At 64.3% G+C, this 24,964-nt stretch carries 27 protein-coding genes and 2 pseudogenes; 22 read left to right on the forward strand and 7 right to left on the reverse strand.

Annotated features, from left to right (window positions below):
- Positions 1-148: 148 nt before the first annotated feature.
- From ACF0H6_RS00685 to ACF0H6_RS00705, 5 genes and pseudogenes are all read right to left on the reverse strand, one after another.
- Positions 149-1,006, reverse strand: a pseudogene (locus tag ACF0H6_RS00685) (YihY/virulence factor BrkB family protein); the annotation flags it as partial.
- 90 nt (positions 1,007-1,096) lie between these two features.
- Positions 1,097-1,672, reverse strand: coding sequence for a DUF3618 domain-containing protein (locus ACF0H6_RS00690; RefSeq protein WP_395248045.1), 576 nt, complete (start codon positions 1,670-1,672; stop codon positions 1,097-1,099).
- Complete coding sequence (locus ACF0H6_RS00695; RefSeq protein WP_395248046.1) at positions 1,669-2,094, reverse strand: phage holin family protein; 426 nt, start codon at positions 2,092-2,094, stop codon at positions 1,669-1,671. Before ACF0H6_RS00695 ends, ACF0H6_RS00690 begins: the two co-directional genes overlap by 4 nt.
- Positions 2,091-2,255, reverse strand: coding sequence for a hypothetical protein (locus tag ACF0H6_RS00700; protein ID WP_395248047.1), 165 nt, complete (start codon positions 2,253-2,255; stop codon positions 2,091-2,093). The genes ACF0H6_RS00695 and ACF0H6_RS00700 overlap by 4 nt, the downstream gene beginning before the upstream one ends.
- Before the next feature lie 2 nt (positions 2,256-2,257).
- Entirely contained in the window at positions 2,258-2,902 is a 645-nt protein-coding gene (locus ACF0H6_RS00705) for a hypothetical protein (protein ID WP_395248048.1), read from the reverse strand.
- 236 nt (positions 2,903-3,138) lie between these two features.
- On the opposite strand from ACF0H6_RS00705, the gene fdh reads away from it, so the two are divergent.
- The 12 genes from fdh to ACF0H6_RS00765 all read left to right on the forward strand — a co-directional run bounded on the left by fdh (position 3,139) and on the right by ACF0H6_RS00765 (position 15,143).
- Complete coding sequence (gene fdh, locus ACF0H6_RS00710) at positions 3,139-6,384, forward strand: formate dehydrogenase (RefSeq protein ID WP_395248049.1); 3,246 nt, start codon at positions 3,139-3,141, stop codon at positions 6,382-6,384.
- Positions 6,381-7,199 carry a 4Fe-4S dicluster domain-containing protein gene (locus ACF0H6_RS00715; protein ID WP_395248050.1) on the forward strand — a complete coding sequence of 273 codons (819 nt, stop codon included), beginning with the start codon at positions 6,381-6,383 and terminating at the stop codon, positions 7,197-7,199. The genes fdh and ACF0H6_RS00715 overlap by 4 nt, the downstream gene beginning before the upstream one ends.
- Positions 7,196-8,128: an NrfD/PsrC family molybdoenzyme membrane anchor subunit gene (gene nrfD / locus ACF0H6_RS00720; RefSeq protein ID WP_395248051.1), complete on the forward strand. Its 933-nt coding sequence runs from the start codon at positions 7,196-7,198 to the stop codon at positions 8,126-8,128. The genes ACF0H6_RS00715 and nrfD overlap by 4 nt, the downstream gene beginning before the upstream one ends.
- Before the next feature lies 1 nt (position 8,129).
- Positions 8,130-8,663 carry a hypothetical protein gene (locus ACF0H6_RS00725; protein WP_395248052.1) on the forward strand — a complete coding sequence of 178 codons (534 nt, stop codon included), beginning with the start codon at positions 8,130-8,132 and terminating at the stop codon, positions 8,661-8,663.
- Positions 8,664-8,672: 9 nt separating this feature from the next.
- Positions 8,673-8,963 (forward strand): MrpF/PhaF family protein, encoded by a 291-nt coding sequence (locus tag ACF0H6_RS00730; protein ID WP_395248053.1) that lies wholly within the window; start codon positions 8,673-8,675, stop codon positions 8,961-8,963.
- Positions 8,960-9,265: a monovalent cation/H(+) antiporter subunit G gene (locus ACF0H6_RS00735; RefSeq protein WP_395248054.1), complete on the forward strand. Its 306-nt coding sequence runs from the start codon at positions 8,960-8,962 to the stop codon at positions 9,263-9,265. Before ACF0H6_RS00730 ends, ACF0H6_RS00735 begins: the two co-directional genes overlap by 4 nt.
- 11 nt (positions 9,266-9,276) lie before the next feature.
- A complete protein-coding gene (locus ACF0H6_RS00740; protein ID WP_395248055.1) occupies positions 9,277-9,555 on the forward strand; it encodes a Na(+)/H(+) antiporter subunit B in 279 nt (92 codons plus the stop codon).
- On the forward strand, positions 9,552-10,340 hold the full coding sequence (locus ACF0H6_RS00745) for an MnhB domain-containing protein (protein WP_395248056.1): 789 nt from the start codon (positions 9,552-9,554) through the stop codon (positions 10,338-10,340). The genes ACF0H6_RS00740 and ACF0H6_RS00745 overlap by 4 nt, the downstream gene beginning before the upstream one ends.
- Positions 10,337-10,684, forward strand: a complete 348-nt coding sequence (locus ACF0H6_RS00750; protein WP_395248057.1) for a sodium:proton antiporter — start codon at positions 10,337-10,339, stop codon at positions 10,682-10,684. Before ACF0H6_RS00745 ends, ACF0H6_RS00750 begins: the two co-directional genes overlap by 4 nt.
- A gap of 13 nt (positions 10,685-10,697) precedes the next feature.
- Positions 10,698-12,515 carry a complex I subunit 5 family protein gene (locus ACF0H6_RS00755; protein WP_395248058.1) on the forward strand — a complete coding sequence of 606 codons (1,818 nt, stop codon included), beginning with the start codon at positions 10,698-10,700 and terminating at the stop codon, positions 12,513-12,515.
- Positions 12,516-13,042: 527 nt separating this feature from the next.
- On the forward strand, positions 13,043-14,332 hold the full coding sequence (locus ACF0H6_RS00760; RefSeq protein WP_395248059.1) for an ISL3 family transposase: 1,290 nt from the start codon (positions 13,043-13,045) through the stop codon (positions 14,330-14,332).
- A gap of 322 nt (positions 14,333-14,654) precedes the next feature.
- A complete protein-coding gene (locus tag ACF0H6_RS00765) occupies positions 14,655-15,143 on the forward strand; it encodes a hypothetical protein (RefSeq protein WP_395248060.1) in 489 nt (162 codons plus the stop codon).
- Positions 15,144-15,243: 100 nt separating this feature from the next.
- On the opposite strand, the gene ACF0H6_RS00770 is transcribed toward ACF0H6_RS00765, so the two are convergent.
- The gene (locus ACF0H6_RS00770; RefSeq protein WP_395248061.1) at positions 15,244-15,474 is read right to left on the reverse strand and encodes a hypothetical protein; all 231 of its coding nucleotides are present in this window, start codon (positions 15,472-15,474) and stop codon (positions 15,244-15,246) included.
- 37 nt (positions 15,475-15,511) lie between these two features.
- Here ACF0H6_RS00770 and ACF0H6_RS00775 point away from each other — a divergent pair, with 37 nt between their 5' ends.
- The 4 genes and pseudogenes from ACF0H6_RS00775 to ligD all read left to right on the forward strand — a co-directional run bounded on the left by ACF0H6_RS00775 (position 15,512) and on the right by ligD (position 18,226).
- The gene (locus tag ACF0H6_RS00775) at positions 15,512-15,673 is read left to right on the forward strand and encodes a hypothetical protein (protein ID WP_395248062.1); all 162 of its coding nucleotides are present in this window, start codon (positions 15,512-15,514) and stop codon (positions 15,671-15,673) included.
- A gap of 31 nt (positions 15,674-15,704) precedes the next feature.
- Positions 15,705-16,109, forward strand: a pseudogene (locus ACF0H6_RS00780) (substrate-binding domain-containing protein); the annotation flags it as partial.
- 95 nt (positions 16,110-16,204) lie between these two features.
- A complete protein-coding gene (locus ACF0H6_RS00785; RefSeq protein WP_395248063.1) occupies positions 16,205-17,143 on the forward strand; it encodes a 5'-3' exonuclease H3TH domain-containing protein in 939 nt (312 codons plus the stop codon).
- A 60-nt stretch (positions 17,144-17,203) separates the two neighbouring features.
- Complete coding sequence (gene ligD / locus ACF0H6_RS00790; protein WP_395248064.1) at positions 17,204-18,226, forward strand: non-homologous end-joining DNA ligase; 1,023 nt, start codon at positions 17,204-17,206, stop codon at positions 18,224-18,226.
- Positions 18,227-18,289: 63 nt separating this feature from the next.
- Here ligD and ACF0H6_RS00795 read toward each other — a convergent pair whose 3' ends face one another.
- Positions 18,290-18,766 carry a hypothetical protein gene (locus ACF0H6_RS00795; protein ID WP_395248065.1) on the reverse strand — a complete coding sequence of 159 codons (477 nt, stop codon included), beginning with the start codon at positions 18,764-18,766 and terminating at the stop codon, positions 18,290-18,292.
- A 426-nt stretch (positions 18,767-19,192) separates the two neighbouring features.
- Between ACF0H6_RS00795 and ACF0H6_RS00800 the strand changes: the two genes are divergently transcribed.
- The 6 genes from ACF0H6_RS00800 to ACF0H6_RS00825 are packed head-to-tail and all read left to right on the forward strand — an operon-like array spanning position 19,193 to position 24,930.
- Positions 19,193-20,248 (forward strand): ABC transporter substrate-binding protein, encoded by a 1,056-nt coding sequence (locus ACF0H6_RS00800; RefSeq protein ID WP_395248066.1) that lies wholly within the window; start codon positions 19,193-19,195, stop codon positions 20,246-20,248.
- On the forward strand, positions 20,245-21,153 hold the full coding sequence (locus ACF0H6_RS00805) for an ABC transporter ATP-binding protein (RefSeq protein ID WP_395248067.1): 909 nt from the start codon (positions 20,245-20,247) through the stop codon (positions 21,151-21,153). The genes ACF0H6_RS00800 and ACF0H6_RS00805 overlap by 4 nt, the downstream gene beginning before the upstream one ends.
- A complete protein-coding gene (locus tag ACF0H6_RS00810; RefSeq protein WP_395248068.1) occupies positions 21,153-22,070 on the forward strand; it encodes an ABC transporter permease in 918 nt (305 codons plus the stop codon). Before ACF0H6_RS00805 ends, ACF0H6_RS00810 begins: the two co-directional genes overlap by 1 nt.
- Before the next feature lie 40 nt (positions 22,071-22,110).
- Entirely contained in the window at positions 22,111-23,058 is a 948-nt protein-coding gene (locus tag ACF0H6_RS00815; protein ID WP_395248069.1) for a TauD/TfdA dioxygenase family protein, read from the forward strand.
- Between the two features lie 35 nt (positions 23,059-23,093).
- Positions 23,094-24,440 (forward strand): LLM class flavin-dependent oxidoreductase, encoded by a 1,347-nt coding sequence (locus ACF0H6_RS00820; RefSeq protein ID WP_395249843.1) that lies wholly within the window; start codon positions 23,094-23,096, stop codon positions 24,438-24,440.
- Positions 24,424-24,930 carry a flavin reductase family protein gene (locus ACF0H6_RS00825; protein WP_395248070.1) on the forward strand — a complete coding sequence of 169 codons (507 nt, stop codon included), beginning with the start codon at positions 24,424-24,426 and terminating at the stop codon, positions 24,928-24,930. Before ACF0H6_RS00820 ends, ACF0H6_RS00825 begins: the two co-directional genes overlap by 17 nt.
- The last annotated feature ends 34 nt before the right edge of the window (positions 24,931-24,964 follow it).

Below are 24,964 nucleotides of genomic sequence, written 5' to 3' on the forward strand. Positions count from 1 at the left end.
TCTTCTCGAGTTTCCCGCTGCGCTTGGTTCCGCGAGGTGGGAGCTGGATGGCTTCTTCGGCGTCGATTCCCGCCTGCAGTTCCCGCCCGCGTTCCATTTCGGCGTCGAACTCTGCGCCGAACAGGAGGGACATGTTCAATATCCATAGCCACAGGAGCATCACGATGACCCCGCCTATTGCACCGTAGGTCTTGTTGTAGTTGCTGAAGTTGGCCACGTAGAAGCCAAAGCCCAGCGATGCAAGGACGAAGGCCAGCAAAGCGATGAAGGAGCCGATGCTCATCCAACGGAACCGCGGCTGCTTCACGTTAGGGGTGGCGTAATACAAGACCGCGATGATCAAGATCACCAACAGGACGACGACGGGCCATTTTGCGAAACTCCACACCGTCAGGAGGTCCCCGCCAAGGTTGACTGCCCTTCCCGCGGCGTCGGCGACGGGTCCGCTGAGCACGAGCATCGCGGCGATCAGGGCCACGAGGATGACCGCGAACACGGTGACACCGAGGGTAGTTGCCCGGAGTTTGATGAAACCGCGCCCTTCGTCCACTTCGTAGACGCGGTTCATCGCCCTGCTGAAGGCTCCCACGTATCCGGACGCCGACCACAGGGCAGCGACGAGACCGAGTACCAGGGCGAAACCGGCAGACGTCGAGGTGGTGAGCTCTTCAATGGGCTGGCGGATGGTGTCGATGGTTGATCCCGGGGCGATGCCTTGGAGAAGGTCCAGGAGGGCGGAGGTGCTCTTTCCTGCCTGCCCGAAAATACCGAGCAGGGAGACGAGTGCAAGCAAGGCTGGGAAAAGCGAGAGCACCGCGTAGTACGTCAGCCCCGCGGCAGCGTCCGGGCACTGATCCTTGCTGAACTCCCGGAAGGTCCTCTTGGCTATGTAGGTCCAGGTTGGCTTGGCGATGTCGGTGGGTCTGTCTGGTTTTCGCCCATCATCCGCATCCGGGGCTGTTGCTGCCTTGGTCTTGCTGCTTTCGGCGGCGCTGTTCGTCGTCATGGATGTCCCTCATTCCAAAGCGGTCTGGAGGCGTGCTGTCCTTTGTGCCGTGTTGGCCGGGCAGCACGCCTCCGTGTGGGTCCGTGTGGATCAGGTGGGCTGGATCCTGTCCTTGGCTGCTGTGGTGCTCTCTGTGACGTCGGAGACGGCGGTCTGGGATTCTTCCTTGACGTTTCCGACTGCCTCTGTGGCGGCGGACTTCACGTTGGCGAGCGCTTCCTGGGCCGGTTCCTGGAGATCCTGGGCGATGTCCTGGGCGGCCGCGGCGAGTTCGGTGGTCAAGGGTTCAGCGGCTTCCTTCAGGGCCGCGGCTGCTTCCTTTTCCTTCTCGCTGGCCGGGATCAGGGAAGCCACCAGCAGCCCGGCCCCGAAGGCTATGAGCCCGGCTGCCAGCGGGGTGCCTTGGGCTTTGCGGGCGAGGCGGTGGGGCGCGTCGCCGATCGCCGCACCGGCGTCGTCGATCGCTGACCGTGCGCCGTCCGCGAGGTCATCGGCGGTGCCCATGACGGTCTCCTTCATGCCGAACACGGCGTCTTTGACTTTCTCGGTTTGGCGTCGGACTACGTGGGAGGGCGTGACTTTGTCCGCCACTGCGTCAACGTTGGTGCCGAGGCGCCGGCGGGTTTCTTCGATCTCGGAACGGATATCGTCCGGATTTTCACTCATCGTTGCTCCTCGCGTGGTTTGAGTGTTTCTGGGATTTCCTGGATTGTTGCCGCCGTCTGGGGCAGGCCTTTGACGGTTTTGAGTTCCTTGCGGCCTCTGGATGCCAGGACAGCGGCCACGATCGCCCAGAGAACAGCCACGACGACGGCGGACCAGCCCAGGCCCATCAGCTCGCCCAGGGCGTACCAGAGGGCGAGGGAGAGGAAGAGCAGGACGAAATGCCCGGCAACGCCGGCGCCTGCCAGCATTCCTGCGCCCTTGCCTGCCTGCGCCGCGGACTGCCTCAGTTCAGCCTTGGCCAGCTCCACTTCCTGGCGCATCAGCACGGAAATGTCCCGCGTGACCTCGCCCAGAAGGTCTCCCAACGATGTCGAGTCCGCTTTGGCGTGTGCGGGGGTCGGCGGGATGGGGCTCTCGGTCATCGCGACTCACCGCGGGTGAACGGATCCTCCGCTATCGCGCCCTCAGGCCAGGGATCGGCTTCGGGCTCGGTGACCGGTGCGGACTGAGGCAGGGTGCCGGGGTTCGGGTATCCGGCCGTGGTGGTGGTGGGGCCGGGGAGCTGGACGGGGGGTGGGGTCACCGTCATCCCTGGCCCGGGGACGAAAGTTTGAGCGTCGTGGCCGGGTTGGATCGGGGCACGCCCGGTGGCTGTTCCTGGGAGGAGCCGTCAGTGCCGGCGCTCAGTCCGCGGCTCAGGCGGCCGGCCAGGACCCCTGCTCCGGCGGCCAGGAGGAGAAACGTTCCGGGACGCTGCCGGGCGAAGGTCTTCACTTCCTCCAGGAGGGAGCCCGGATCCCGGTCCTCCAGCCACGTCGCCACGGAGGAGGACCGTTGGGCGGCTTGCCGCACCAGATCCGTTGCGACTCCGGGCTGCTCCGAGGCGGTGGCCATGGAATCCAGCTCTTCCGAGATGGATCGAAGGCCTGCGGCGACTTTTTGCTGCTGCTTGCCGGCCTGGTCCGTGAGGTCCGCCCTGGCTTGGTCCAGCAGATCCCTCGCGTTCGAACGCACTTCAGTCGCGACGTTCGCGACTTCGGATTTCGCGGTTTCGACGACGTTCTTCGCGGAGTCCCCGGCCTGCGCGGCCACGTTCCCTGCTTCGTCTTTGATCGTTTCCGCGGTCGGCATGCCGCTGTCCTGCTGTGGCGCGGGGGGAACGTGCGTGTCCGCTGGTTGCTCGGTGGCCGGCGGGGGCGTGTAGTTCCCGTCCCATTGGTTCCCTGTCATCTTCGCTCTCTTTCCAAGAAGGTCGGCTGCGGATCAAGAACCAGAAATACTGGCAGTTAAGATGGTAAGCATGCTTACCATGTAAGCGTAACCCCCTTCGGGCAGGCGTTCGATTTTTACGCGAATGCCGATAACCCGGTGGGTTCACACCTGATCATGACCGGGCTACTATCGTCCTCGTGACACCCGTATGACCGAGGTCATGCGGCGGCAGCCCGACGACCTGGAGGTGCCCCATGGCGAATCCGTTGCAATGGCCCGTTCTGCGCCAGTTTCTGGAACACGATCCCACCGGCCGGCATCATGCTGCCAAGTCGCCCGCGACCGAACGGCTCACCGCCCGGATTGCAACGGCTGACCGGGTTGTCCCTTCGGTCTGCCCGTTCTGCGCAGTCGGTTGTGCGCAGAACGTCTACGTCAAAGACGAGAAGGTCATTCAGATCGAGGGCAACCCGGACTCGCCCATCAGCCGGGGACGCTTGTGCCCGAAAGGTTCCGCGTCGCTGCAATTGACCACCGGTGAATCACGTGAGAAGTATGTGCTTTACCGCCGTCCCCACGGCACCGATTGGGAACGGCTGGATCTTGATACGGCGATGGACATGGTCGCTCAGAGGGTCGTCGAGACCCGGCGTCGGACGTGGGAGTGGGAGAAAGACGGCGTCCGTACCCGCCGGACCCTCGGAATCGCGAGCCTGGGCGGCGCGACGCTGGACAACGAAGAGAACTACCTCATCAAGAAATTGTTCACTTCGTTGGGAATTGTCCAAGTCGAAAACCAGGCTCGGGTGTGCCATAGCTCCACCGTGGCCGGTCTCGGCACGAGCTTCGGGCGGGGCGGGTCTACCACCTACCTGCAGGACCTCCAGCGCGCGGACTGCATCATCATCCAGGGCTCCAATTTCGCCGAAGCACACCCTGTCGGCTTCCAGTGGGTGATGGAGGCCAAGGAACGCGGGGCAAAGATCATCCACGTTGATCCGCGGTTCTCCCGGACCAGCGCCTTGGCCGACACCTTCGTGCCGATCCGGGCCGGTACCGATATCGCGTTCCTTGGTGGACTGATCAATTGGGTCCTCACGCATGAGGCGTACTTCCGCGAGTACGTCGTCAACTACACCAACGCCGCCACGATTCTCCGGGAAGATTTCCGGGACACGGAAGACCTTGATGGCCTGTTTTCCGGGTTCGATCCCGACGGCCCGGCCTACGACCCGGAAAGCTGGCAGTACGAAGGCGCCGACGTTGCCGCCTCCTCAGGTGAACGGGAGTCCCAGTTCCACGAAGAGGGAAGTACGCTGGGGGAGTCTGGGCACTCCCACTCCCATGGCTCCGGCGGCCCCTCCCTGCGTGGCCACTGGCACCGCGACGAGACGCTTGAAGACCCGCGGTGCGTGTTCCAGACGCTCCGCCGCCACTACGCCCGGTACACGCCGGAAATGGTCGAACAGATCTGCGGCGTGCCACAGGACTTGTTCAGCGAGGTGGCCGAAGCAATCACGGCCAACTCCGGCCGCGAACGCACCACTGCTTTCGCATACGCCGTCGGTTGGACCCAGCACACCACCGGTGTGCAATACATCCGGGCCGCCTCGGTCCTGCAGTTGCTGCTCGGGAACATCGGCCGCCCCGGCGGCGGAATCATGGCTTTGCGGGGCCACGCAAGTATTCAAGGCTCCAGCGACATCCCCACGCTTTTCGACCTGTTGCCCGGCTATCTGCCGATGCCGCACGCCGAGCTGCACATGGATCTGGACGAGTACATCGAGGCAGACTCCGCGGACCAAGGATTCTGGGCCAACATGCGCGCCTACACCGTCAGCCTGCTCAAAGCCTGGTGGGGAGACGCTGCCACCGCCGAGAACGACTTCTGCTTCGACTACCTGCCCCGGATCACGGGGAGTCACAGCACCTATGACACGGTCGCTGCCCAGCTGGACGGAATCTGCAAGGGCTATTTCCTCATGGGCGAGAATCCAGCTGTCGGCTCGGCCAACGCACATCTGCAACGTGCGGGCATGGCCGAGCTCGATTGGCTGGTAGTGCGCGACTTCTCCCTGATCGAAAGCGCCACCTGGTGGAAGGACGGGCCGGAGATCGCCACCGGGCAGATGCGGACGGAAGACATCGCCACCGAGGTGTTCTTCTTCCCCGCAGCGGCCCACACGGAAAAAGCCGGCAGCTTTACCAACACCAACCGGTTGCTGCAGTGGCGCGAACAGGCAGTGGAGCCCGAAGCGGACCGGCGCAGTGACTTGTGGTTCATGTGGCACCTGGGCAATCGGGTCCGCGCCATGCTCGAAGGCTCGAATGACCCGGCGGACCGTCCGGTTTTGGATCTGACGTGGGATTACCCGACCATCGGAAGCCAAGCGGAACCTGACTCGGATGCCGTCCTCGCCGAGATCAACGGCAGCAAGGCCGATGGCACACCGCTCTCGGCCTACACCGAGTTGAAAGATGACGGATCGACGTCGTGCGGCTGCTGGATTTACTGCGGTTGCCGGGCCGACGGCGTCAACCAGGCCGCGCGCCGCAAGCCCCACACAGAGCAGAGCATCTCGAGCCGGGAATGGGGATGGGCGTGGCCGGCCAATCGCCGGGAACTTTACAACCGGGCCTCCGCCGACCCGGAGGGGCGCCCGTGGAGCGAGCGGAAGAAGCTCATCTGGTGGGACGAGGACGCCGGACAATGGACCGGCGACGACGTGCCGGACTTCGAGCCGACCAAGCCTCCGGCCTACCGCCCCGCTGAAGACGCGAAGGGCACGGAGGCAATTTCCGGCGTCGATCCCTTCATCATGCAGGCAGACGGGAAAGGCTGGCTCTATACCCCGGCGGGCCTCGTCGACGGACCGCTGCCGGCTCATTACGAACCGCAGGAGTCCCCGTTCGACAACATGCTGTACAGCCAGCAAAGAAATCCGGTGCGGAAGCTGATGTCGCGCGAGGGAAACCGGTATCACCCCAGCGGCCGGGACCGCGGTGCCGACGTCTTTCCCTATGTCTTGACCACCTATCGCCTCACCGAGCACTTCACCGCAGGAACAATGACGCGCTGGCTGCCCTACCTGGCGGAACTCCAGCCGGAGTCCTTCTGCGAGGTTTCGCCTGAGTTGGCCGATATACGCGGCTTGACGCACAAGGGCTGGGCAACCCTCGTCTCGGCCCGGGGCGCCATCGAAGCGCGCGTATTGGTGACGAACCGGATGAAGCCGCTCACGGTGCACGGACGTACCGTCCACCAGATTGGAATGCCCTACCACTGGGGGCCCAATGGGCTGTCGCGGGGAGATGCCATGAACGAACTCTCATCAATCGCGATGGATCCGAACGTGCACATCCAGGAGGTCAAGGCGCTGACTGTGGACATACGCCCCGGCAGGCGTCCCCGCGGTCCGGCCCTGCTGTCGTTTGTTGAGAATTACCGCCTGAGGGCTGGCATTGACGAGCACACCGGAGTTCAAGGAGCCACGAAATGAGCGTCACGCAACTGGGAATGCCGTCGATCGGAGTTCCACGCAAGGGTTTCTTCACCGACACGAGCCTGTGCATCGGCTGCAAAGCTTGTGAGGTGGCGTGCAAGGAGTGGAATTCCGTTCCGGCGGACACATCGCTTGAACTGACGGGCGAATCGTTCGACAACACGTCCGCCTTGGGCGCGAACACATGGCGGCATGTGGCGTTCATTGAGCAGAAGGTCCAGGCCACGGACCCCTCCGCGCACGACGGTGTCAAATGGCTCATGTCCTCGGATGTCTGCAAGCACTGCACACACGCGGCGTGCTTGGACGTATGCCCCACAGGGGCCCTTTTCCGCACTGAGCACGGCACGGTCGTTGTCCAGCAGGACATCTGCAACGGTTGCGGTTACTGCGTTTCCGCATGCCCCTACGGCGTGATCGATCAGCGGCCGGACGACGGCCGGGTGTTCAAGTGCACGATGTGCTACGACCGGCTCGGCGCCGGCGAGGAGCCTGCCTGCGCGAAAGCCTGCCCCACCAAGTCGATCCAGTACGGCGAGCTCGACGAGCTCCGTGAACGGGCCGATGCGCGCGTGGCCGAACTGCACGAGCGCGGCGAAGGAGGCGCCAGGCTGTACGGGCACAACCCCGACGACGGGGTCGGCGGGGACGGCGCATTCTTCCTGCTGCTTGATGAGCCTGAGACCTACGGACTGCCCCCTGACCCGGTAGTGACGACCAGGGATTTGCCGGTGATGTGGAAACGTGCGGCGGGTGCCGCCGCCGGCCTGCTGCTCGGCGCAGTCGCCGTCTTCTGGGGAGCCAGGAATTGAGCCCCCGTCGTCGGAGCACCGAGGAGTTCACTTCCTACTACGGCCGCCCGATCCTCAAGAAGCCAACGTGGAGTGCGGTAGACATCGCGGGGTACATTTTTGCCGGCGGGCTGGCAGGGGCGACTTCGATGCTGGCGGCCGGTGCGCAGTACAGTGCCCGTCCGGCGCTTGAGCGGCGCTCCAAGATCATGGCCCTGACCGCGATTTCAGCCTCCGCGTTGGCGCTCGTGCATGACCTTGGCCGTCCGGAGCGGTTCCTGAACATGCTGCGTGTGGCCAAACCGACCTCGCCGATGAGTATGGGGTCCTGGATCCTCTCCCTCTATGGTCCGTTGGCTGGGGCGAGTGCGGCATCCAATGTACTCGGCATCCTGCCGCGCGCCGGCCGCGCCTGCGGAGTCGGTGCCGCCGTGGCGGGTGCTGCCGTGGCGACGTACACCGGCGTGCTGCTTGGCGACACCGCAGTGCCCACGTGGCACGACGCCCACGAGGCCCTGCCCTTCGTCTTCGCAGGCTCCGCAGCGGCGTCCGCCGGTGGCTTTGCCGCCGCCCTGGCCTCCGTCGCCGAGGCTGCGCCCGCCCGGCGCATGGCGGTTGGCGGCGCCGTGCTGGAAATCGTGATGAGCCTGAAGATGGAGCGCAGCGGCAAGCTGTCCACCGAGACATTTCACCAGGGCCGCGCCGGGACGCTGCTGCGGCTGTCGAAGGCGTTCACCGTCGGAGGGGCCGTCGGCCTCGCATTGGGCGGACGCCATTCGCGCCTCGTGAGCACGATGTGTGGCCTGGCTGTCGCTGCCGGATCAGCGCTTCTTCGGTTCGGAGTGTTCGAAGCCGGTGTAGCCTCGACCCTTGATCCCAAGTACGTCGTGGTGCCGCAGCGGGAACGTGCCGACGCGGCTGCACGACAGCGCGATGCAGAGGGCGCGTAGCGTGACGGCCTCGAGGGATCGAACCAGCCCCTTCCGCAGGTTTATTGGCCTCCCCGGGGCCCGCGGAGTCTTCGGGGCTGTCCTGGAGCTGGTTCTCTGGTGGATGGCGGGAACGCTCTCCTGGCTGGTCACGGTGAGCACCGTGACGGTCCCGGAGACCGTGGCGGCGGCGTCGACGGCGTTATTCTGCGCGGTGCTTGCCCGCGTGGCCCGGCGCGCCATGGGCTTTCAGGCCGCAGCGCGGGGGATCTGGCTACGATGGGCGGCTCTTGTTCCCGCTGCGGCCGTGACCGATACCGTCCGTCTCGCTCGCTGGCTCGCAGGCCCGCGGGGGGAGTCTCTGGGGGAGCAAGGGATGCCGGGAACGGGGAGCCCCAAGGCAACGGGATGGCGTGCCGGTGCGATGATCGCCTTGTCCTCAACACCTGGATCCGTCGTTTTCTACTTCGACCCGGACACGGGCCGGATCCGCGTACACGTCCTTGCACAAGGCTGGCCACGGCTCGACCGGCACGTGTCCTCAGGCTCGGCATAAGGTCCATGAATGGATGCCGCAACCTTCTGGTCGGCCGCGACCTTGGCGTTACTGCTCCTCGGAGTAGTGCCTAGCCTTTTCCTCGCTGCCCGCGGGAGCAACGTCCAGCGTTTGGTTGGACTCCAGCTACTCACAGGCTGCAGCGTCATGGTGCTGATCGGCCTCTCGATCATCGTCGGCCAGTCGTCGTATCTGATCGTCCCCCTCGTGCTTGCCGTGCTCGCCTCAATCGGAACGCTGGTCTACACCAGGCTCTTGAAACCGGGCCTTGACGGGCAACAGATAGTGGAGGAGGAATGACGAGCGTACCCTTTGAAGCGATTTTCGCCGGACTGGGCGTGCTGGCAGCGGCTTTCGGCTGCGTAGGAGCAGCACTAGCGCGCGAGCCCCTCGCAAGGCTGCACTTTCTAGCCCCTGTCACGACTCTCGGAGTACCGTTTTTCGCCATCGCAGCGGTGATCTACTTTGGCTTCTCCCTGGGAAGCGCCACCATCATCCTGATTGCCATGGTGGTCGCTTTGAGCGGGCCCGCCGTGACGATCGCCGTCGGAAGGTCGCTCGCCGACGAGCGGGGCCTGAATGTCGGGAGGTCTCCCGAATGAACGACGGAGTCGTGAGCAACCTTCTGATTGCCGTCAGCCTCACCCTGGTGCTTGTCGGAGCCGCAGTCGTGGTCTTCACGCGCCAACCCTCAAGACAGGCCGTGGTCCTTTCCTGCTACGGACTGCTGCTCACCATCTTGTTCGTCGCCGTCCAAGCACCCGACGTGGCTCTCAGCCAAGTGGCCATCGGAACGGCCGTGGTCCCCTTGATCGTGGTCCTCTCGATACAGAAGGTCTCGGTCATCCGCGCCGAGCACGGCCGCGCAGACGACGAACAGGAGGGAAAATGACACGGCGGATCCGCCTCATCGTTCTTGGCGTCGGGCTCGTCGCCTTCGCGGCTTTGATGTCGCTCGCATTCACGGGCATGCCGCACTTCGGCGGAGACATCCACGCATACCGCGATGCGGCCGTTGCGGCCAGCTACGCGCATGACACCGCAAACGCCGTTTCGAGCATCAACTTCGACCAGCGCGGCTTCGACACCTTCGGGGAGGAGACGATCCTGTTCTGCGCTGTCGTCGGCGTCGCGGCGCTGCTGAGGCCGGTCCACCGCGAACGACGCCGGGAGGTCAGCGACGCTGGCCACGTGCTCGAATCGACGAACCTCCTCGTCTACGTGCTTTTTCCGCTGACAATCGTGCTTGCTGTCAACGTGGTAGCCCACGGAGCCGTCACCCCGGGGGGCGGCTTCCAAGGCGGCGTCATCCTGTCAACGGGCATCCATTTGCTCTATGTAGGCGGCCGATACTCCCTCCTGCGCAAGCTCCGGCCGTTGGTGTGGTTTCAGCAGGGTGAGGCGCTTGGCGTCGTCCTGTTCGGCGCACTCGGGATAGCCGGTGCGGCGCTCGGCTCAGCCCTGTTCGCGAACGTCATCCCCCAAGGCCAGCTCAGCGACTTCATCTCGTCGGGAACAGTTCCCCTCTTCAACATCGCCGTGGGGATGACCGTCTGCAGCAGCGTCATCGTCCTCCTCGCCAGCTTCTTGGACCAAGCGCTCGCGATCCGGGCCGAGCGGGGAAGCGATTCGGGGCGCAAGCCACGCTCCGGTTTCGAGGAAGGGTCCGCTTCGTGAACTACTACGCGTACTTTGTCGCAGTTGGCATCATGCTCCTTGGCGTCGCGGGGATCGCTATGAGCCGGAACCTGGTCCACGCGGTCGTATGTCTTTCGGTGGCCCAGTCGGGCACGTACGTGTTGCTGATCGCCGTCGGCTTTCAATACGGGGGAGTGGCACCAATTTTCGGCGGCCAGGTCGGCAGGACGACGGCGGTCGTCGACCCCGTGGTCCAGGCATTGGCGCTGACGGACATTGTGGTTTCGGCCGCGGTGACCTCGATGCTGCTCGCGCTCGTGATCCAGATCGCCAAGCGCCATCAGGCGATCGACCCGGACCGACTCGGTCGCTTGGAGGGCTGAGCGCGTGGTTCCCGTGACGGTCGCAGAACCATTCATGCCCACCACCGTGATCCTCCTCATCCTGGCCTTGTGCGTGCTGATGTCCCTGGGACCGCACCTTCCGAGGCGATTTGCGGACGTGATCTCCCTTGCCGCCGCCGCGGCGGCAGCAACGCTTGAGATGTTTATGCTGGCCACGGCCGGGAGTGAGCGTCTTGTCTACTGGATGGGTTCGTGGCAGCCCCAGGGCGGCCGTACCGTAGGAATCGCCCTGGCCGGAGACCAGTTCAGCATCGGGATTTCCCTCCTCGCCGCAGTGCTGATGGTCGCTTCCCTCGTCTTCTCATGGCGCTACTTCGAGTCGGACACCGTCCACTACCACGGCTTGATGGTGCTCTTCCTGGCCGGTATGACGGGCTTCGCATTCGCGGGTGACGTCTTCACCATGTTCGTCTTCTTCGAACTCATGGGCGTGGCCGCGTACGCGCTGACAGGGCTCAAGGCCGAAGACCCCTCCGCGGTCCACGGCGCCATCAATTTCGGCATCGTGAACTCGCTGGCCGCCTATTTTTCGCTCATGGGTGTCGGCCTGCTTTACGCGCGCACGGGAAGCCTGAATCTCGCGGCCATCTCCACAGAGCTGGTTGGTGACCGGAGCCCGCTGATCGCGATCGCGTTCATCCTCTTGTGCGCAGGGTTCCTCGTGAAAGCCGCGATTGTCCCGTTCCATTTTTGGCTCGACGACGCCCACGCGGTGGCTCCCTCGCCAGTATGCGTCCTGTTCTCCGGGGTGATGGTCGAATTGGGCCTCTATGGCGTGGCGCGGGTGTACTGGGCCGTCTTTGCCGGTTCTCAGATCGCCTCCTCGGTCCAGGTCCTTTTCGTTGTACTTGGCATCCTGACCGCCGTCGTCGGCAGCGTCATGTGCTTCCTGCAACGGCATATCAAAAGACTGCTCGCGTACTCCACGATTGCCCACATGGGCGTCTTCCTGGCTGTCCTCGGCACTGCTTCCCCGGATGCCTTGGGAGGAGCTGCCGTCTATATCCTCGGCCACGCCGCGGTCAAAGGTTCCTTGTTCCTGCTGAGCGGCCTCATGCTGAACAGGTACGGCAGCGTCGACGAGTACACCCTCCACGGCCGGGGAAAGGACTCCCGGGTGCTTGGGATCGCCTTCTTGATCGCCGGCGCCGCACTCGCAGGTGCGCCACCTTTCGCCGTCGGACTGGGCAAGGGCATCGGCGAGGCGGCCACATCAAGCTCAGGGCAGATCTGGGTCCCGGTGCTGATGATCGGGGTGTCGGCTGTGACGGCCGCAGCTGTGTTCCGTGTTGGCGGGCGGATTTTCCTGGGACTCGGCGGCCGTCCTGCCGGGATCGAGGCAGAGGGGATGAGCGGGGACGAGGAACGCATCGAAGTCCCGATCGGTCAGCGCCACATCCCGATATCGATGGCGACGCCGGCTGTGGGACTGCTGGCCGGCGCGCTTGCCCTGGGGGTCCTCCCATCGATCGGCGATGCTGCCGAAGAGGCGGCCGCCCGGTTCATGGACCGTAACGGCTACGTGTCGGCAGTACTCGAAGGCCCGGTCCGCTATGCGTCGCACGGTGCCACGGGCGCCGCATGGGACCCGGCGAGCATCGCGCTGGGGCTGCTCACGACGGCGATCGCCGTCGTCATTGCGGCCGCGGCGCTCCATGGCTGGCGTTTGCCTGCTGCTCTTCGCCGCCCCTCGCAAGTGGCCCAGCCCGTCTTACGAATCCTGCGGCGGTTGCACTCCGGACGCGTCGGCGACTACGTCGTGTGGCTGCTCGTGGGCCTGGCGGCCGGGTGGGCCCTGGTGCTCGGCTGAGACCACCGAACCGGAGGAGCTGCAAGGCGGTTTGCCGATGTTTTCGGGGGAGTGGCGGATTCGCAAGGCCCGGAACCGGTGCGAGTCCCACCTCGGGCACAGCAAACCGCCTCGTCAGAGGGGTTTTTGCATTCAATGCCGCCGATTCACGCATAGCGGGGACATCGCCGTCTCCGCCTGTTACGACGGATGCCCAGACTCGTTGGAGGGTCTGTCATAACCCGCCTTGCCCGAGGCGTGTAGAAAAACTTGGGTCCTCCCCGGCCGGTCCGTGCCCGCATCGCCGATTCCATTGCATCGCCGATCTTGGACCGTGCCCGTCGGCCCTGAGCCCGTCCGAGCCGGCAAACGCCACCGCGGTGCTCGCAGGCCGCTTGGAGCGCACAAGCGTTACGGAGGTCGCGCTCGAAAAGCTGGCTCTCCGTGGTTGGTGGTGAATTCGGGCTCGTGTCCTTAGACGTGAGGGGCCCGTAGCCCTGTTGTGATGGATGTTCTTGACGCATTCATCGATGACAGGACTACGAGCCTTGACCGAGCTTACTTCCCGGTGCCCTGACGCTGCCACCGCCATCTTCAACTTGCCTGACTACCGCGTTCTTTCAACCGAGATCCTGGGCTTCGGCCAGCGCAGAATCCACGTCGAGAGCACCGTCGAGTCCGGATGTCCGGACTGCGGTGTGATCGGTGTCCGGCGGCACTCCCGGCGCCATCAGCGGATCCGCGACATTCCCGTCGCCGGACCGGTGGAGGTCATCTGGTCCAAGTATCGGTTCTTTTGTGATGAATCCGAATGCCCCCGCGGGACGTTCTTCGAAGCCACCCTCGAGGTCCCGCGCCTGGCCCGTTCCACGCGCCGGCTGCGGGACATGCTCGTCTCTGCAGTCATTGATTCCGGCCGAGCCGCTACCGAGACCGCTGCCGCGCACGGGGTTTCATGGTGGCTGGTCCAGCGGGCCCTGAACATGGCGGCCACCAGGCTTCCTGACGTGGACCAGCTGCGGCCCAGGATGCTGGGCATCGACGAGCACCGGTTCCGTTCCGTCCGGTTCTTCAGGGACCCCGCCACCGGCGCCTGGACACGCTTCGAACCCTGGATGAGCACGATCGTCGATCTGGACACCGGGCAGGTCCTCGGTGTGGTCGACGGCCGCGATCACAAGGGCGTCGGCGAGTGGCTGTTCAAACGCCCGCTTGAATGGCGCCTCGGCGTGCAGGTCGTCGCGATCGACCCGTCGGCTGCGTTCCGCAAGGCCCTGCGGATGTGGCTGCCACGCACCGCCGTCTCGGTCGACGCCTTCCACCTGGTCCTGCTCGGCAACAACATGCTCACCGAAGTCCGCCAGCGACTGACCCAGGAAACCAAGCGCCGGCGCGGACGCACCGCCGACCCGGTCTGGGTCAACCGCCGGCTGCTGCTCCGGGCCGGTGAGACACTCTCAGACCGGGGCAGCGACCGCCTCAAGAACGTCTTCGACATTGACGATCCGACCGGCAAGCTGCAGGCGGCGTGGAACGTCAAAGAGCAGCTCCGCGCGCTGCTGCGCACCGGCTCACTCGAAGACGCCGCCGCGGCGAAGAACCGGCTCCAGGAGCTCGTCGAACACGCCGCCCAGCCCGAGACGACCAGGCTCTGGCGCACCGTCTGCCGCTGGTGGAAAGAAATCGAAGTCCTCATCGTCACGGGCGCAACCACAGCGAAAGTGGAAGCGAACAACACCGCCATCAAACACCTAAAACGGACCGGCCGCGGATTCGTCAATAGCCGGAACTACACCACGCGCATTATGCTCAGAAGCGCCGCCCGAACAGCGGCCTGAACATTCACCGCACAGTGGAAATCACCACGAACCGCGGAGAGCCGAAAAGCTGGAAATCCCGGAGTCCTTCGATCTGCGAGATCTGCGCTTCGTGCCTTGGATCCATGGCCAACTCAGCGCGTCGGCTTGGCTAGTTCCGGAGCAGCGCCGCCAACAGCCAGACAGTTGGCCTATCCACGAATCGGCTCAGACTCATGGATTCTATCGAGGCATTGTAAGCTTCAGCAGGCGCCCCGGCAGGGAGTGCTTCTCATTCGGCGGACAACAGGAAGCCATCGGCTAAATCGACCAGCGCAGCACAACCACCCACCCAAGGATGATCATGACCACATTTTACGAAACCAAGACGAGAATCTTCAGGTCCTTCACCCCAGAACGAAATTTCTGGGGCATATTTCTCATTCCTGTAGCTCTTCTTGTCAAATGGATCTTTGACTTTGTCCTCTTTCGCATGGCCGGTGAGGACCAACTTTTTCTAATTCTTAATTTTTTCGGCTTCACGAGTCAGTTTCTGGCAAGCGCACTTTTCGCAATGTGGGCATTTCAGTGCCGAAAAGCAAATAAGCACGTATTTCTGAAAGTCACAGAGCTGGCAAGGCTTTCGCTCATTATTGTCGTTACGTGGTACACAATCGGCATATTTATGAAGTCGGGGGATCCGGTGTTGAGCTCGTATCTAAGTAATTTCTTGAACGAAAAACTTGTTCCTCTAGTCGGCTTTGCAACGTTGCTGACGGCACTAGGACCGGGTTGGTCGGCGTCAGCCGAGGCGAAGAATCGTCTCAGCCAGGGATTGGCTTCAGCGCTTTGATCGGCGGTCACCATCAAGTGTATGAAGATCATCGGTTGGGACTGACCCGGGTTTGCTTGATTCCTGACTTGTGAGGATTAACTCCTTGCAGCAAGGATGTTCACATGTCCAAGCCTTTGCCCGCTGAGTTCCGCCGTGACGTGGTCGCCGTGGCACGGAAGCGGATCAGGCTGCTGGAGCAGGAGAGGTTGGCATGCGCAGACGTACTGCTGGAACCCGGACCGCCGACGCCAGCTACGGCGTCGTGCTCGGACCAGTCACCGAACAGCGGACTACGGACGTCGTTATCGCCCAACTGCTGGAGCACCGCGTCGAGGTGCTCGCCTGCCATAACCCGGACCCCGACGCGCCCGCGCTGTGGCGAGCACTTGAGCCGATGCCGAGTGGTGTGGCTCGGCGAACGGTCCAGTGAACCCCGCGCGGACGTCGTGAGCACCGACGACGACACCGGACTCATGCTCCTCGTCGCCCACCTTATCGGCCTAGGTCACCGCGGCATCGCCTCGCCGGCGGGCACGTCGGCGTCGTAGGACCCGACCGCGCCGCGAGCTACCGCGCCGCAATGGCAACGCCCGGGCTGGGCAACAAAATCGACGAAGTCGACCTCGGCGAGGAAGACGGCGCCACAGCGCCCCGTGCCCTCCTCTCCCGGGCCCGGGCCGAGCCGTGATCGGCTGCAGTGACCACTGCGGAGCCGGACTCCTTGCAGTCGTCCGGCACGCAGGCCTCGACGTCCCGGGAACGATCTCCGTCACCGGCTACGACGACAGCGACATCGCAGCGCTGTCGTACAACGGCCTTACCGCGGTACGCCAGGACGTGGACCTAACCGTTGATATGACCCTCTCGGCGATCAACCGCAGGCTCACCCACCCAGAGGCCCGGCCCCGCGACGTTGCCACCGAAGCCACGCTCCCCATCCGATCCAGCACAGGACCAACACGGAAGGAACGGGGGACTGACTAAACCCGGGGCACGGCGCATGCATACGGCGTCAGTGAACCGCACTGTAATCCGCGTGAGGTCCAACCAAGCCCGCCAAGTCCGTGTCAAGATCAGTTATGCCCCAGCGCCTGATGCTGCTCGATACCGCCTCGCTCTACTTCCGTGCTTTTTTCGGCGTGCCCGACACGATCCGCCGGGCCGACGGCACTCCGGTGAATGCCGTTCGCGGCCTGCTGGACATGATCGCGAGACTCACAAGCGACTACGAAGCGACGCATCTGATTGCGTGTTGGGACGACGATTGGCGGCCGAAATGGCGGGTGGACCTCATCCCGAGCTACAAGGCACACCGGGTTGCGGAAGTGGTTACGGGCGCCCCCGATGTGGAGGTTGTGCCGGACGCGCTTGAGGCGCAGCTTCCGATGATCCGTCGGGTGCTGGGCCTTGCCGGAATCGCCGTGGTGGGAGCACCCGAACACGAGGCCGACGACGTCGTCGGCAGTTACGCGAGCCACGCGGAGCTTCCCGTCGACGTCGTCACGGGCGATCGCGATCTGTTCCAAGTCGTCGACGACGGCCGTCAAGTTCGGGTGATCTACACCGCGCGCGGCATGAGGAATCTTGAAGTGGTCACCGATGCGGTTGTCGTCGGGAAGTACCGCGTGCTGCCCGGCCAATATGCGGACTACGCGACCCTTCGCGGGGACGCGTCAGATGGGCTGCCTGGTGTGGCCGGCATCGGCGAGAAGAGCGCAGCGTCGCTGCTCGGCGAGTACGGCACGCTGGACCGGCTGCTCGCGGCGGCAGTGGATCCGGGAAGCGGGCTGTCTGCATCTGTGCGCTCGAAGCTTGAAGCGGCCGCGGATTACCTCACAGTGGCGCCCGCCGTCGTTAATGTAGTGCGGGATCTTGAGCTGCCGACACTCGAGCAGGCGGGAGCGCAGCTACAACCCGTCGTCGGCGAGGCGCGAAGTGAACTTGAGCGACTTGCCAGCGAATGGAACCTCGGCGGCTCGGTCAAGCGACTCCTCGAAGCGTTCGACCAACCGCGATGATGGAAGATTTTCACGACGCCGTTGCTGACGGCTCCGGCCCTGCCGGGGTACGTTGTCTCCATGGCCAGCGAAGCAACCACCCTCACCGTTGACGGACCAAACGGCCCCCGCGAGATGCGTATTTCCAGTCCGAGCCGAGTCCTCTGGCCGGAGCTGGGCCTAACCAAGCTGGATCTGGCGCGCTACATCGCCGAGGTAGGTGACGCGTTCATCGCCGCGAACGGTGACCGGCCGGTCTCGCTACAGCGCTTTTCGGCGAATATCGACGGCGAGCAGTTCTTTTCCAAGAATCCGCCTAAAGGGACACCCGAATTCGTCCGCTCCGTGATGGTGATCTATCCGAGTGCCCGCTCGCATCCCCAACTTGTCCTCGACGAGCCCGCGGCTGCGGTATGGGCCGTGCAGATGAACACTGTGGTTTTCCATCCGTGGCCTTCACGAGCGGAAAACTCGGACAATCCGGATCAGTTGCGCATCGATCTTGACCCGCAGCCGGGTAAGGATTTCGACGACGCGGTTCCGGCCGCCTTGGAGCTGAGGAGGGTGCTCGACGAGGCTGGGCTCACCGCTTTCATCAAGACGTCCGGTAACAGGGGACTGCATGTCTATGCCCCGATCAAGCCGGCCCATGAGTTCCTGGATGTTCGACATGCCGTCATCGCGGCCGCCCGGGAACTCGAGCGGCGCATGCCGGACAAAGTGACCACGAATTGGTGGAAGGAGGAACGCGGTAAACGCGTGTTCCTGGATTTCAATCAGGCCAACCGCGATCGCACGATCGCTGGCGCCTACAGTCCGCGCGCCCTGCCGCACGCCCCTGTCTCCTGTCCGATCACTTGGGACGAATTGGAAAACGTCACCCCCAAAGACTTCACCATCCTCACAGTTCCGGAGCGCCTCAGGACCGTCGGTGATCCGTGGGCGGACATGCATGCGGAGCCCGGCGTCATCGACACCCTGATGGAATGGTGGGAGCGCGACGTCGGCTCCGGGCTTGGGGAGCTGCCGTTCCCGCCGGATTATCCGAAGATGCCGGGCGAACCGCCGCGCGTTCAGCCGAGCCGGGCACGCAAAGACAATTGATCATTGCGGCATGCTGCCAGACCTTGCCCGCTCCGTGGTACACGGATCCTCGGACGTGGAAACCTAAACCTCCCTCGCAGCGGAATATTGCTGCAGCAGTTGGATCACGCGCTCAGAGCTGACCTTGAGCGCGTGAAGCTCACGTCGGCTGAATTCGTCGATGGTCTGGTTGACCTGCTCGGCGAGATCCTCGGTATCGTCGTCGAGTTCATACTCGTGGTGAAGCGTCACCACAGAAAGCCCACCAGCCCGGTGGATTTCCCACTCACCGCCCAGCGCCACGAACGGAGCTTCAAGGTCCAGCTGACGGAACTCGGCACGTTGACGAGCCGCATCGAAAGCCCGGTGGCAGGAACTGGAGCTGAGTGATCCGTTGGCGACGACGGAGGTCCGCAGCTCGTGGTTGGAACCATCCCCGTTGACGCGCTCGGCGTACACGGTGAGTCCGTCCAGGTACGGCCAGTGCGCCGAGTCCTTCAGCATGCTGAAGATGAGGTCCGCAGGGGCGTCGATGCTGAGCCGGTGCGTGGTCAAGGACATGTCCACCCCTCCTGTCCATGTGGTCTTCCATGCAGGCTAGGCGCGCCGGTGCCGCTCGGCATAGAAAGCCGTAACAATCCGCCACAGCCCGGGGAATTTTTTTTCAATTTGCGGGCGGGCGGGGCGCAGACAGGCCTTGTCATTCGTAGTCTCCGGGCGTAACCCGGGCTTCATAGGACCGTGTTGAATCGGGAAAAGATGGGTCCGAAGTGGCGGCCGAAGTCTCTATGAGTCGGCCCGGTTACGGACTATTTCGTGATGCGTCCGCCCGGGTAGCTTTTCGCGTCCGGGGGCGGATCGGACGTCAGGTTACTTTTGGTTTCTTTGCATGTCCCGGGCTCTGCAGACCGGGATTCATCTCTGTTCTGATGGTGGACACGAGCCGGCCGACCCGGTCCGCACCATCAAATCCAGAAAGAATCCGCTATGAAAAACCGACTCTTACCCGCAGGACTTTTCTCCGCTTTGGGCATGGCTGCCGCCGTGGCGGTCTCGCTGGTGGTGTCCGGTTGCGGCGGCCCGGCGGAGGCGCAGGCTCCGGCGGGGAGCACCCCCGGGACGCCCGAAGTCACGGAGCTCCGTTACGAGGGCTCGGCGAACAGCGTCACGTTTCCCGAGCTGGCTGAGGACCTTGGTTACTTGGGCAACATAAAGCTGAACTGGGTAGGCAACACCATCAGCGGGCCGGCCAGCATCCAGTCAGCCGCGACCGGAGCAACTGATTTTGGCGGCGCGTTCTCGGGCGCTGTGGTCAAGCTCGTCGAAGCCGGTGCCCCGGTCACCGCGGTGATCAACTACTACGGCGAGGATGAAAAGACCTTCAACGGCTTCTACGTCACCCAGGACAGCCCGATCCGGACGCCAAGGGATCTGATCGGCAAGAAGATCGCAGTCAATACACTGGGCGCCCATTCGGACGCCGTGATCAACAGCTACCTGAAGAAGAACGGGCTGACGCAGGAGGAAATTAAACAGGTACAACTCGTCGTCGTTCCTCCCAACGACACCGAAGAGGCCATCCGACGCGGACAGGTCGACGTCGGGGCGCTCGGCGGAGTGCTGCAGGATAACGCCGTGGCCAAGGGCGGCTTGCGGTCTTTGTTCAGCGACTACGGACTTTTCGGAACCTTCGCCGGAGGCCAGATCGTCCTGCGCAAGGACTTCATCGAAAGGAACCCCGAAACCACCAGGATATTCACCACCGGCGTGGCGAAGGCCATCGAATGGGCCCGAAGCACCCCGCGCGACGAGGTGATTGCTCGGTTCACGAGCATCATCGACAAGCGCCATCGCTCCGAAAGCACCGCGACGCTGAAGTACTGGAAGAGCTTCGGTGTCCCGGCCAAGGGTGCCATCAGCGATGAGGACTTCAGCCGCTGGAACGGCTGGCTCAAAGACACCGGCGTCGTGACCAGCGATGTCACACCGTCCAAGTACTACACGAACGAGTTCAACGGCCTGCTGAAGGGGGCGGCGTCATGACGCGCGTTACCGGCCCGACGCCGAAAATCAGTCTGCGGAACGTCGGGAAGCAGTTCACGGTACGGCCCAGCAAGGAACAACCCCAAGGAGCCACTCTGACGGCCCTGGCCGGCATCACCCTGGATGTCGCCCCGGGCGAGTTCATCACGCTGGTTGGCCCGAGCGGATCCGGCAAGACCACCCTCCTGGACCTCCTGGCCGGGCTCACCCGGCCGGACACGGGCCAAGTGCTCGTGGACGGCCAGGAAGTTACCGGCCTGGGCCGCGACCGTGCCGTGGTCTTCCAGCAGTACGCCCTCTTCCCGTGGCGCACCGCAGCCGCCAATGTCGCCTTCGGCCTCGAAGGAGCCGGCGGTCATGGGCGGCGGCTGGGCCGCAAGGAGCGTTCGGACAAGGCCCGTGAATATCTGGACCTGGTGGGCCTGTCCGGCTTTGAGGACCGGTACCCGCATGAGCTCTCCGGCGGGATGAAGCAGCGGGTGGCGATCGCCCGGAGCTTGGCGTACGAGCCGGACATCCTGCTCATGGATGAACCGTTCGCGGCGCTGGACGCCCAGACCCGCGAGCAGCTCCAGGAGGAACTTCTGCGCATTTGGCGGTCCACGGGCAAGACCATCGTTTTCATCACCCACGGCATCGACGAGGCCGTGTACCTGGGCCAGCGGGTGGCCGTACTCAGCTCCCGCCCCGGTCGGCTCAAGCAGATTGTGGACATCGACCTGGGGGAGCGGATCGGTGACCGGGACGTCCGCTCGGACCCTGTCTTTGTCGAACACCGGCACAAGGTCTGGTCGCTGATGCACGAGGAGGTCCGGAAAGCCCAGGAAGCCGGACACGCCAAAATCCAGCCTGACGGGTCAGCACCCGACGAGGCGCCGCAACTCAACCAGGGAAGGGCCGCCTGATGACCGCGCCAACACTGACCAAAGACACCGCCGCGCCTGGCTCCACTTTCCCTCCCGGTGCCGCACCGGCGGCCGGCGCCGGACTGTCTTACCAGGTCCCGGCGGCCAAGCGGCTGCCCTCTCTGATCCGTGCCGGTGCCCGGACGGCCGGGCGGGGGATCTGGGCCTCAGGTGCCATCCTGCTGTTCCTCCTGCTCTGGGAACTGGGGCCGATCTATCTCGCGTCGGCCTCGACCAGGGTCTTCCTCCCGCCGCTTCATGAAGTCCTGCAGGCCTTGGGTTCCCTCATTGCCAAGGGCCAGCTGCAGGACCATCTGGCGGCAAGCCTGACCCGGTCCGTCTTCGGCTTCGGCATCGCCGTTGTGGCCGCCGTCGTCCTTGGACTGCTGGTCGCCTGGTACCGGTCCCTTGACAGGTTCCTGAACCCGTTGCTGGAGGTTTTCCGGAACACGGCCGCGCTGGCCCTGCTCCCGGTCTTTACCCTCCTGCTGGGCATCGGCGAGACGTCCAAGATCAGCATCGTGGCCTACGCCGCATTCTTCCCTGTGCTGCTGAACACCATCGCCGGCGTCAGGACCGTGGATCCGTTGCTCATTCGAGCCGCCCGTTCGCTGGGGCTGTCCAACTTCCGGCTGTTCCAGAAGGTCATCCTGCCCTCGGCAGTGCCGACCATCTTCACGGGAATCCGGATGGCGGGAACATCCTCGATCCTGGTGCTCATCGCCGCGGAGATGGTCGGCGCCAAGGCAGGCCTCGGGTACCTGATCGTCAACGCCCAGTCCAGTTTCCTGATCCCGGACATGTACGCCGGGATCCTCACCGTGTCGCTGCTCGGCCTGCTGGTCAACTACCTGCTGGTCGCCGTCGAAGGGCACTTCTCCCGGTGGCGGACCGCCGTCGGATCGCAATCAAACTAAGTCAGCCGCACAACCTCGAGAGATCAAGGACACAAACATCATGTCAACAACTACCGAAACCCGACTCCAATTCCGGAAACTTAGCGCGCGCATCGGCGCCGAAATCCGGGGACTGGACCTCAGCAGAGACCTTAGCGACCACACCATCGCGCAGATCCGGGAGGCCCTGAACACCCATAAGGCCCTGATCTTCCGGGAAGCCAACGTCCGCGACGACGACGCCCAGGTCCGCTTCGCCAGCCGCTTCGGCCCGCTCACCCAGGCACACCCCACCGTGGCATCCGTTGACGGAAAACCGGCCGTCCTGCCCGTGGACAGCGAAAACGGCTCCGCCAACACCTGGCACACCGACGTCACCTTCGTGGTGAACCCGCCGCAGGCCTCCACCCTCCGCAGCATCACCCTCCCGGCCTACGGCGGCGAGACCCTCATCGCCTCGTCCGCCGGTGCCTACGCCGATCTGCCGGAGGAGCTGCGGAACTTCGCCGACACTCTATGGGCCATCCACACCAACGACTACGACTACTCGGTGCCCAAGAACCTCGAACATGAGAGCGCCGAAGAGCGCCGCCAGGAGTTCACGCGGCTCAAGTTCGAAACCGCCCACCCCGTGGTCCGGGTCCACCCACTGACCGGGGAACGGGGCCTCTTCATCGGCGGCTTCGCCCAAAGGCTGCGCATCGTGGGCCTGTCCAACACAGAATCCAAAGACATCCTCCGCCTGCTGCAGGCCTACATCACCCGCCCGGAGAATGTGGTCCGAGTGAACTGGGAACCGGACCAGCTGGTGCTCTTCGATAACCGCATCACCCAGCACTACGCTCCCGACAACTACAACGGCCAGCCCCGCCAGCTGAACCGGGTCACCATCGCCGGCGACGTGCCCCGCGGCATCGACGGACGCAGCAGCACGTCCATCCACGGCGATTCCTCCACCTACTCCGAGACGGTCGTCCTGCCCGCAGACCTTACCGGAGCCCTGCTGTGAGCGCCGCACGCCAGCTGCATCTGAATGCGTTCCTCATGAGCACCGGGCACCATGAAGCCTCGTGGCGGTTGCCCGAAAGCGACAGCTTTGCCGGGACGGACATCGCCCATTTCCAACGCCTGGCCCGCACGGCGGAACGCGGAACGTTCGACTCCATCTTCTTCGCGGACTCCCCGGTGCTGCATGGGGACGTCGCCCAGCGCCCCTACGGAACCCTCGAACCCACCGTCCTGCTCGCCGCCATCGCGGCCGTCACCGACCGCATCGGACTCATAGCCACAGCGTCCACCACCTACAACGACCCCTATAACCTGGCCCGGCGGTTCGCTTCCGTGGATCACATCAGCGGCGGACGGACCGGGTGGAACGTCGTCACGACCGCGGGGGATGCCGCCGCAAGAAACTTCTCCCTGCAGGAACAGCCGGCCCACGCCCGGCGGTACGAGCGGGCTGCGGAATTCCTCGGCGTGGCCCGCAAGCTCTGGGACAGCTGGGAAGACGGCGTTCAAGTCGGTGACAAAGAAGCCGGGATCTGGGGAGACAACACCCGCGTCCACCCCGTTGAGCACATCGGCACCTATTTCAGCGTCCAGGGGCCGCTGGACGTGCCGCGTTCCGCCCAGGGCCACCCCGTGATTGTCCAGGCCGGTTCCTCCGAGGACGGCGAGGACTTCGCAGCCCGCTACGCGGAAGCGGTGTTCACCGCCCAGCAGACGCTCCCGGACGCGCAGCGGTTCTATGCCGACTTGAAGGAGCGAACCGCTGCCGCCGGCCGGGATCCGGAAACGATTAAAGTGCTCCCTGGTATCGTTCCGGTCATCGGATCCACCGAAGCCGAAGCCCGGCAGCTGGAACGCGAGCTCGACGAGCTCATCCACCCCGACCACGCCAGACGGCAGCTTGCCGGGGTGCTTCGGGTCTCCCCGGATTCCCTTGGCCTGGACGCGGAGCTGCCGGAGGACCTCCCCTCCGAGGATGAGATCGAAGGCGCCAAGAGCAGATACACCCTGATTGTGGAGCTCGCCCGGCGGGAGCGCCTGACCGTGCGTCAGCTCATCGGCAGGCTCGGGGGCGGCCGCGGACACCGGACCTTCTCCGGCACACCCGAGCAGGTGGCCGACGCCATCCAGGGCTGGTTCCAGGCCGGGGCAGCGGACGGGTTCAACATCATGCCCCCCGTGCTCCCTTCCGGCCTTGACGCATTCGTGGACCACGTCATCCCGATCCTGCGGGACCGCGGACTCTTCCGGCGCGAATACACCGGACGGACTCTCCGTGAACACTATGGGTTGCCCCGTCCGGCGAACGCCTTCGTCTCTGGGCGCAGCCACACCGGTACCTTTGTTCAACCGAGAGGGGCACTCCTTGTCTCTGAACCGTGATCTGATTCCGAGCGCGTTGAGGGAAATCTTCGGACACTTTCCCTCCGGCGTCGCCGCCCTCTGCTCGACTGTGGGCGGGGCGCCGCAGGGAATCGTGGCCTCGACCTTCACCGTAGGCGTGTCGCTCGACCCTCCCTTGGTGATGTTCGCCGCCCAGAACTCGTCACGGACCTGGCCACTCTTGAGGGACCGCGAACGCATCGGCGTTTCGGTCCTGGCAGCGGACCAGGCTGACATCTGCCGCCAAATCGCCGCCAAAACCGGTGACCGCTTCGCCGGCGCCCGGTTGACCACCACGGCCTCCGGCGCAGCTTTTCTGGAAGATGCCGTGCTCTGGCTCGACTGCTCCGTGGAAACCCAGACACCGGCAGGGGACCACACAGTCGTGCTGCTTAGGGTCCACGGCTACTGCACCCGGGAGAACCGCGGCGATCCTCTCATCTTCCACGCCTCGGATTTCCGGAGCCTGCAGGTGCACAGCTTCGCCTAGAACGCCCCGGCTTGGAAACGGGAGCCCCCGGTTC

Source organism: Arthrobacter sp. NA-172, assembly GCF_043952055.1.
In the GTDB taxonomy this organism is placed as follows: Bacteria; Actinomycetota; Actinomycetes; order Actinomycetales; family Micrococcaceae; genus Arthrobacter.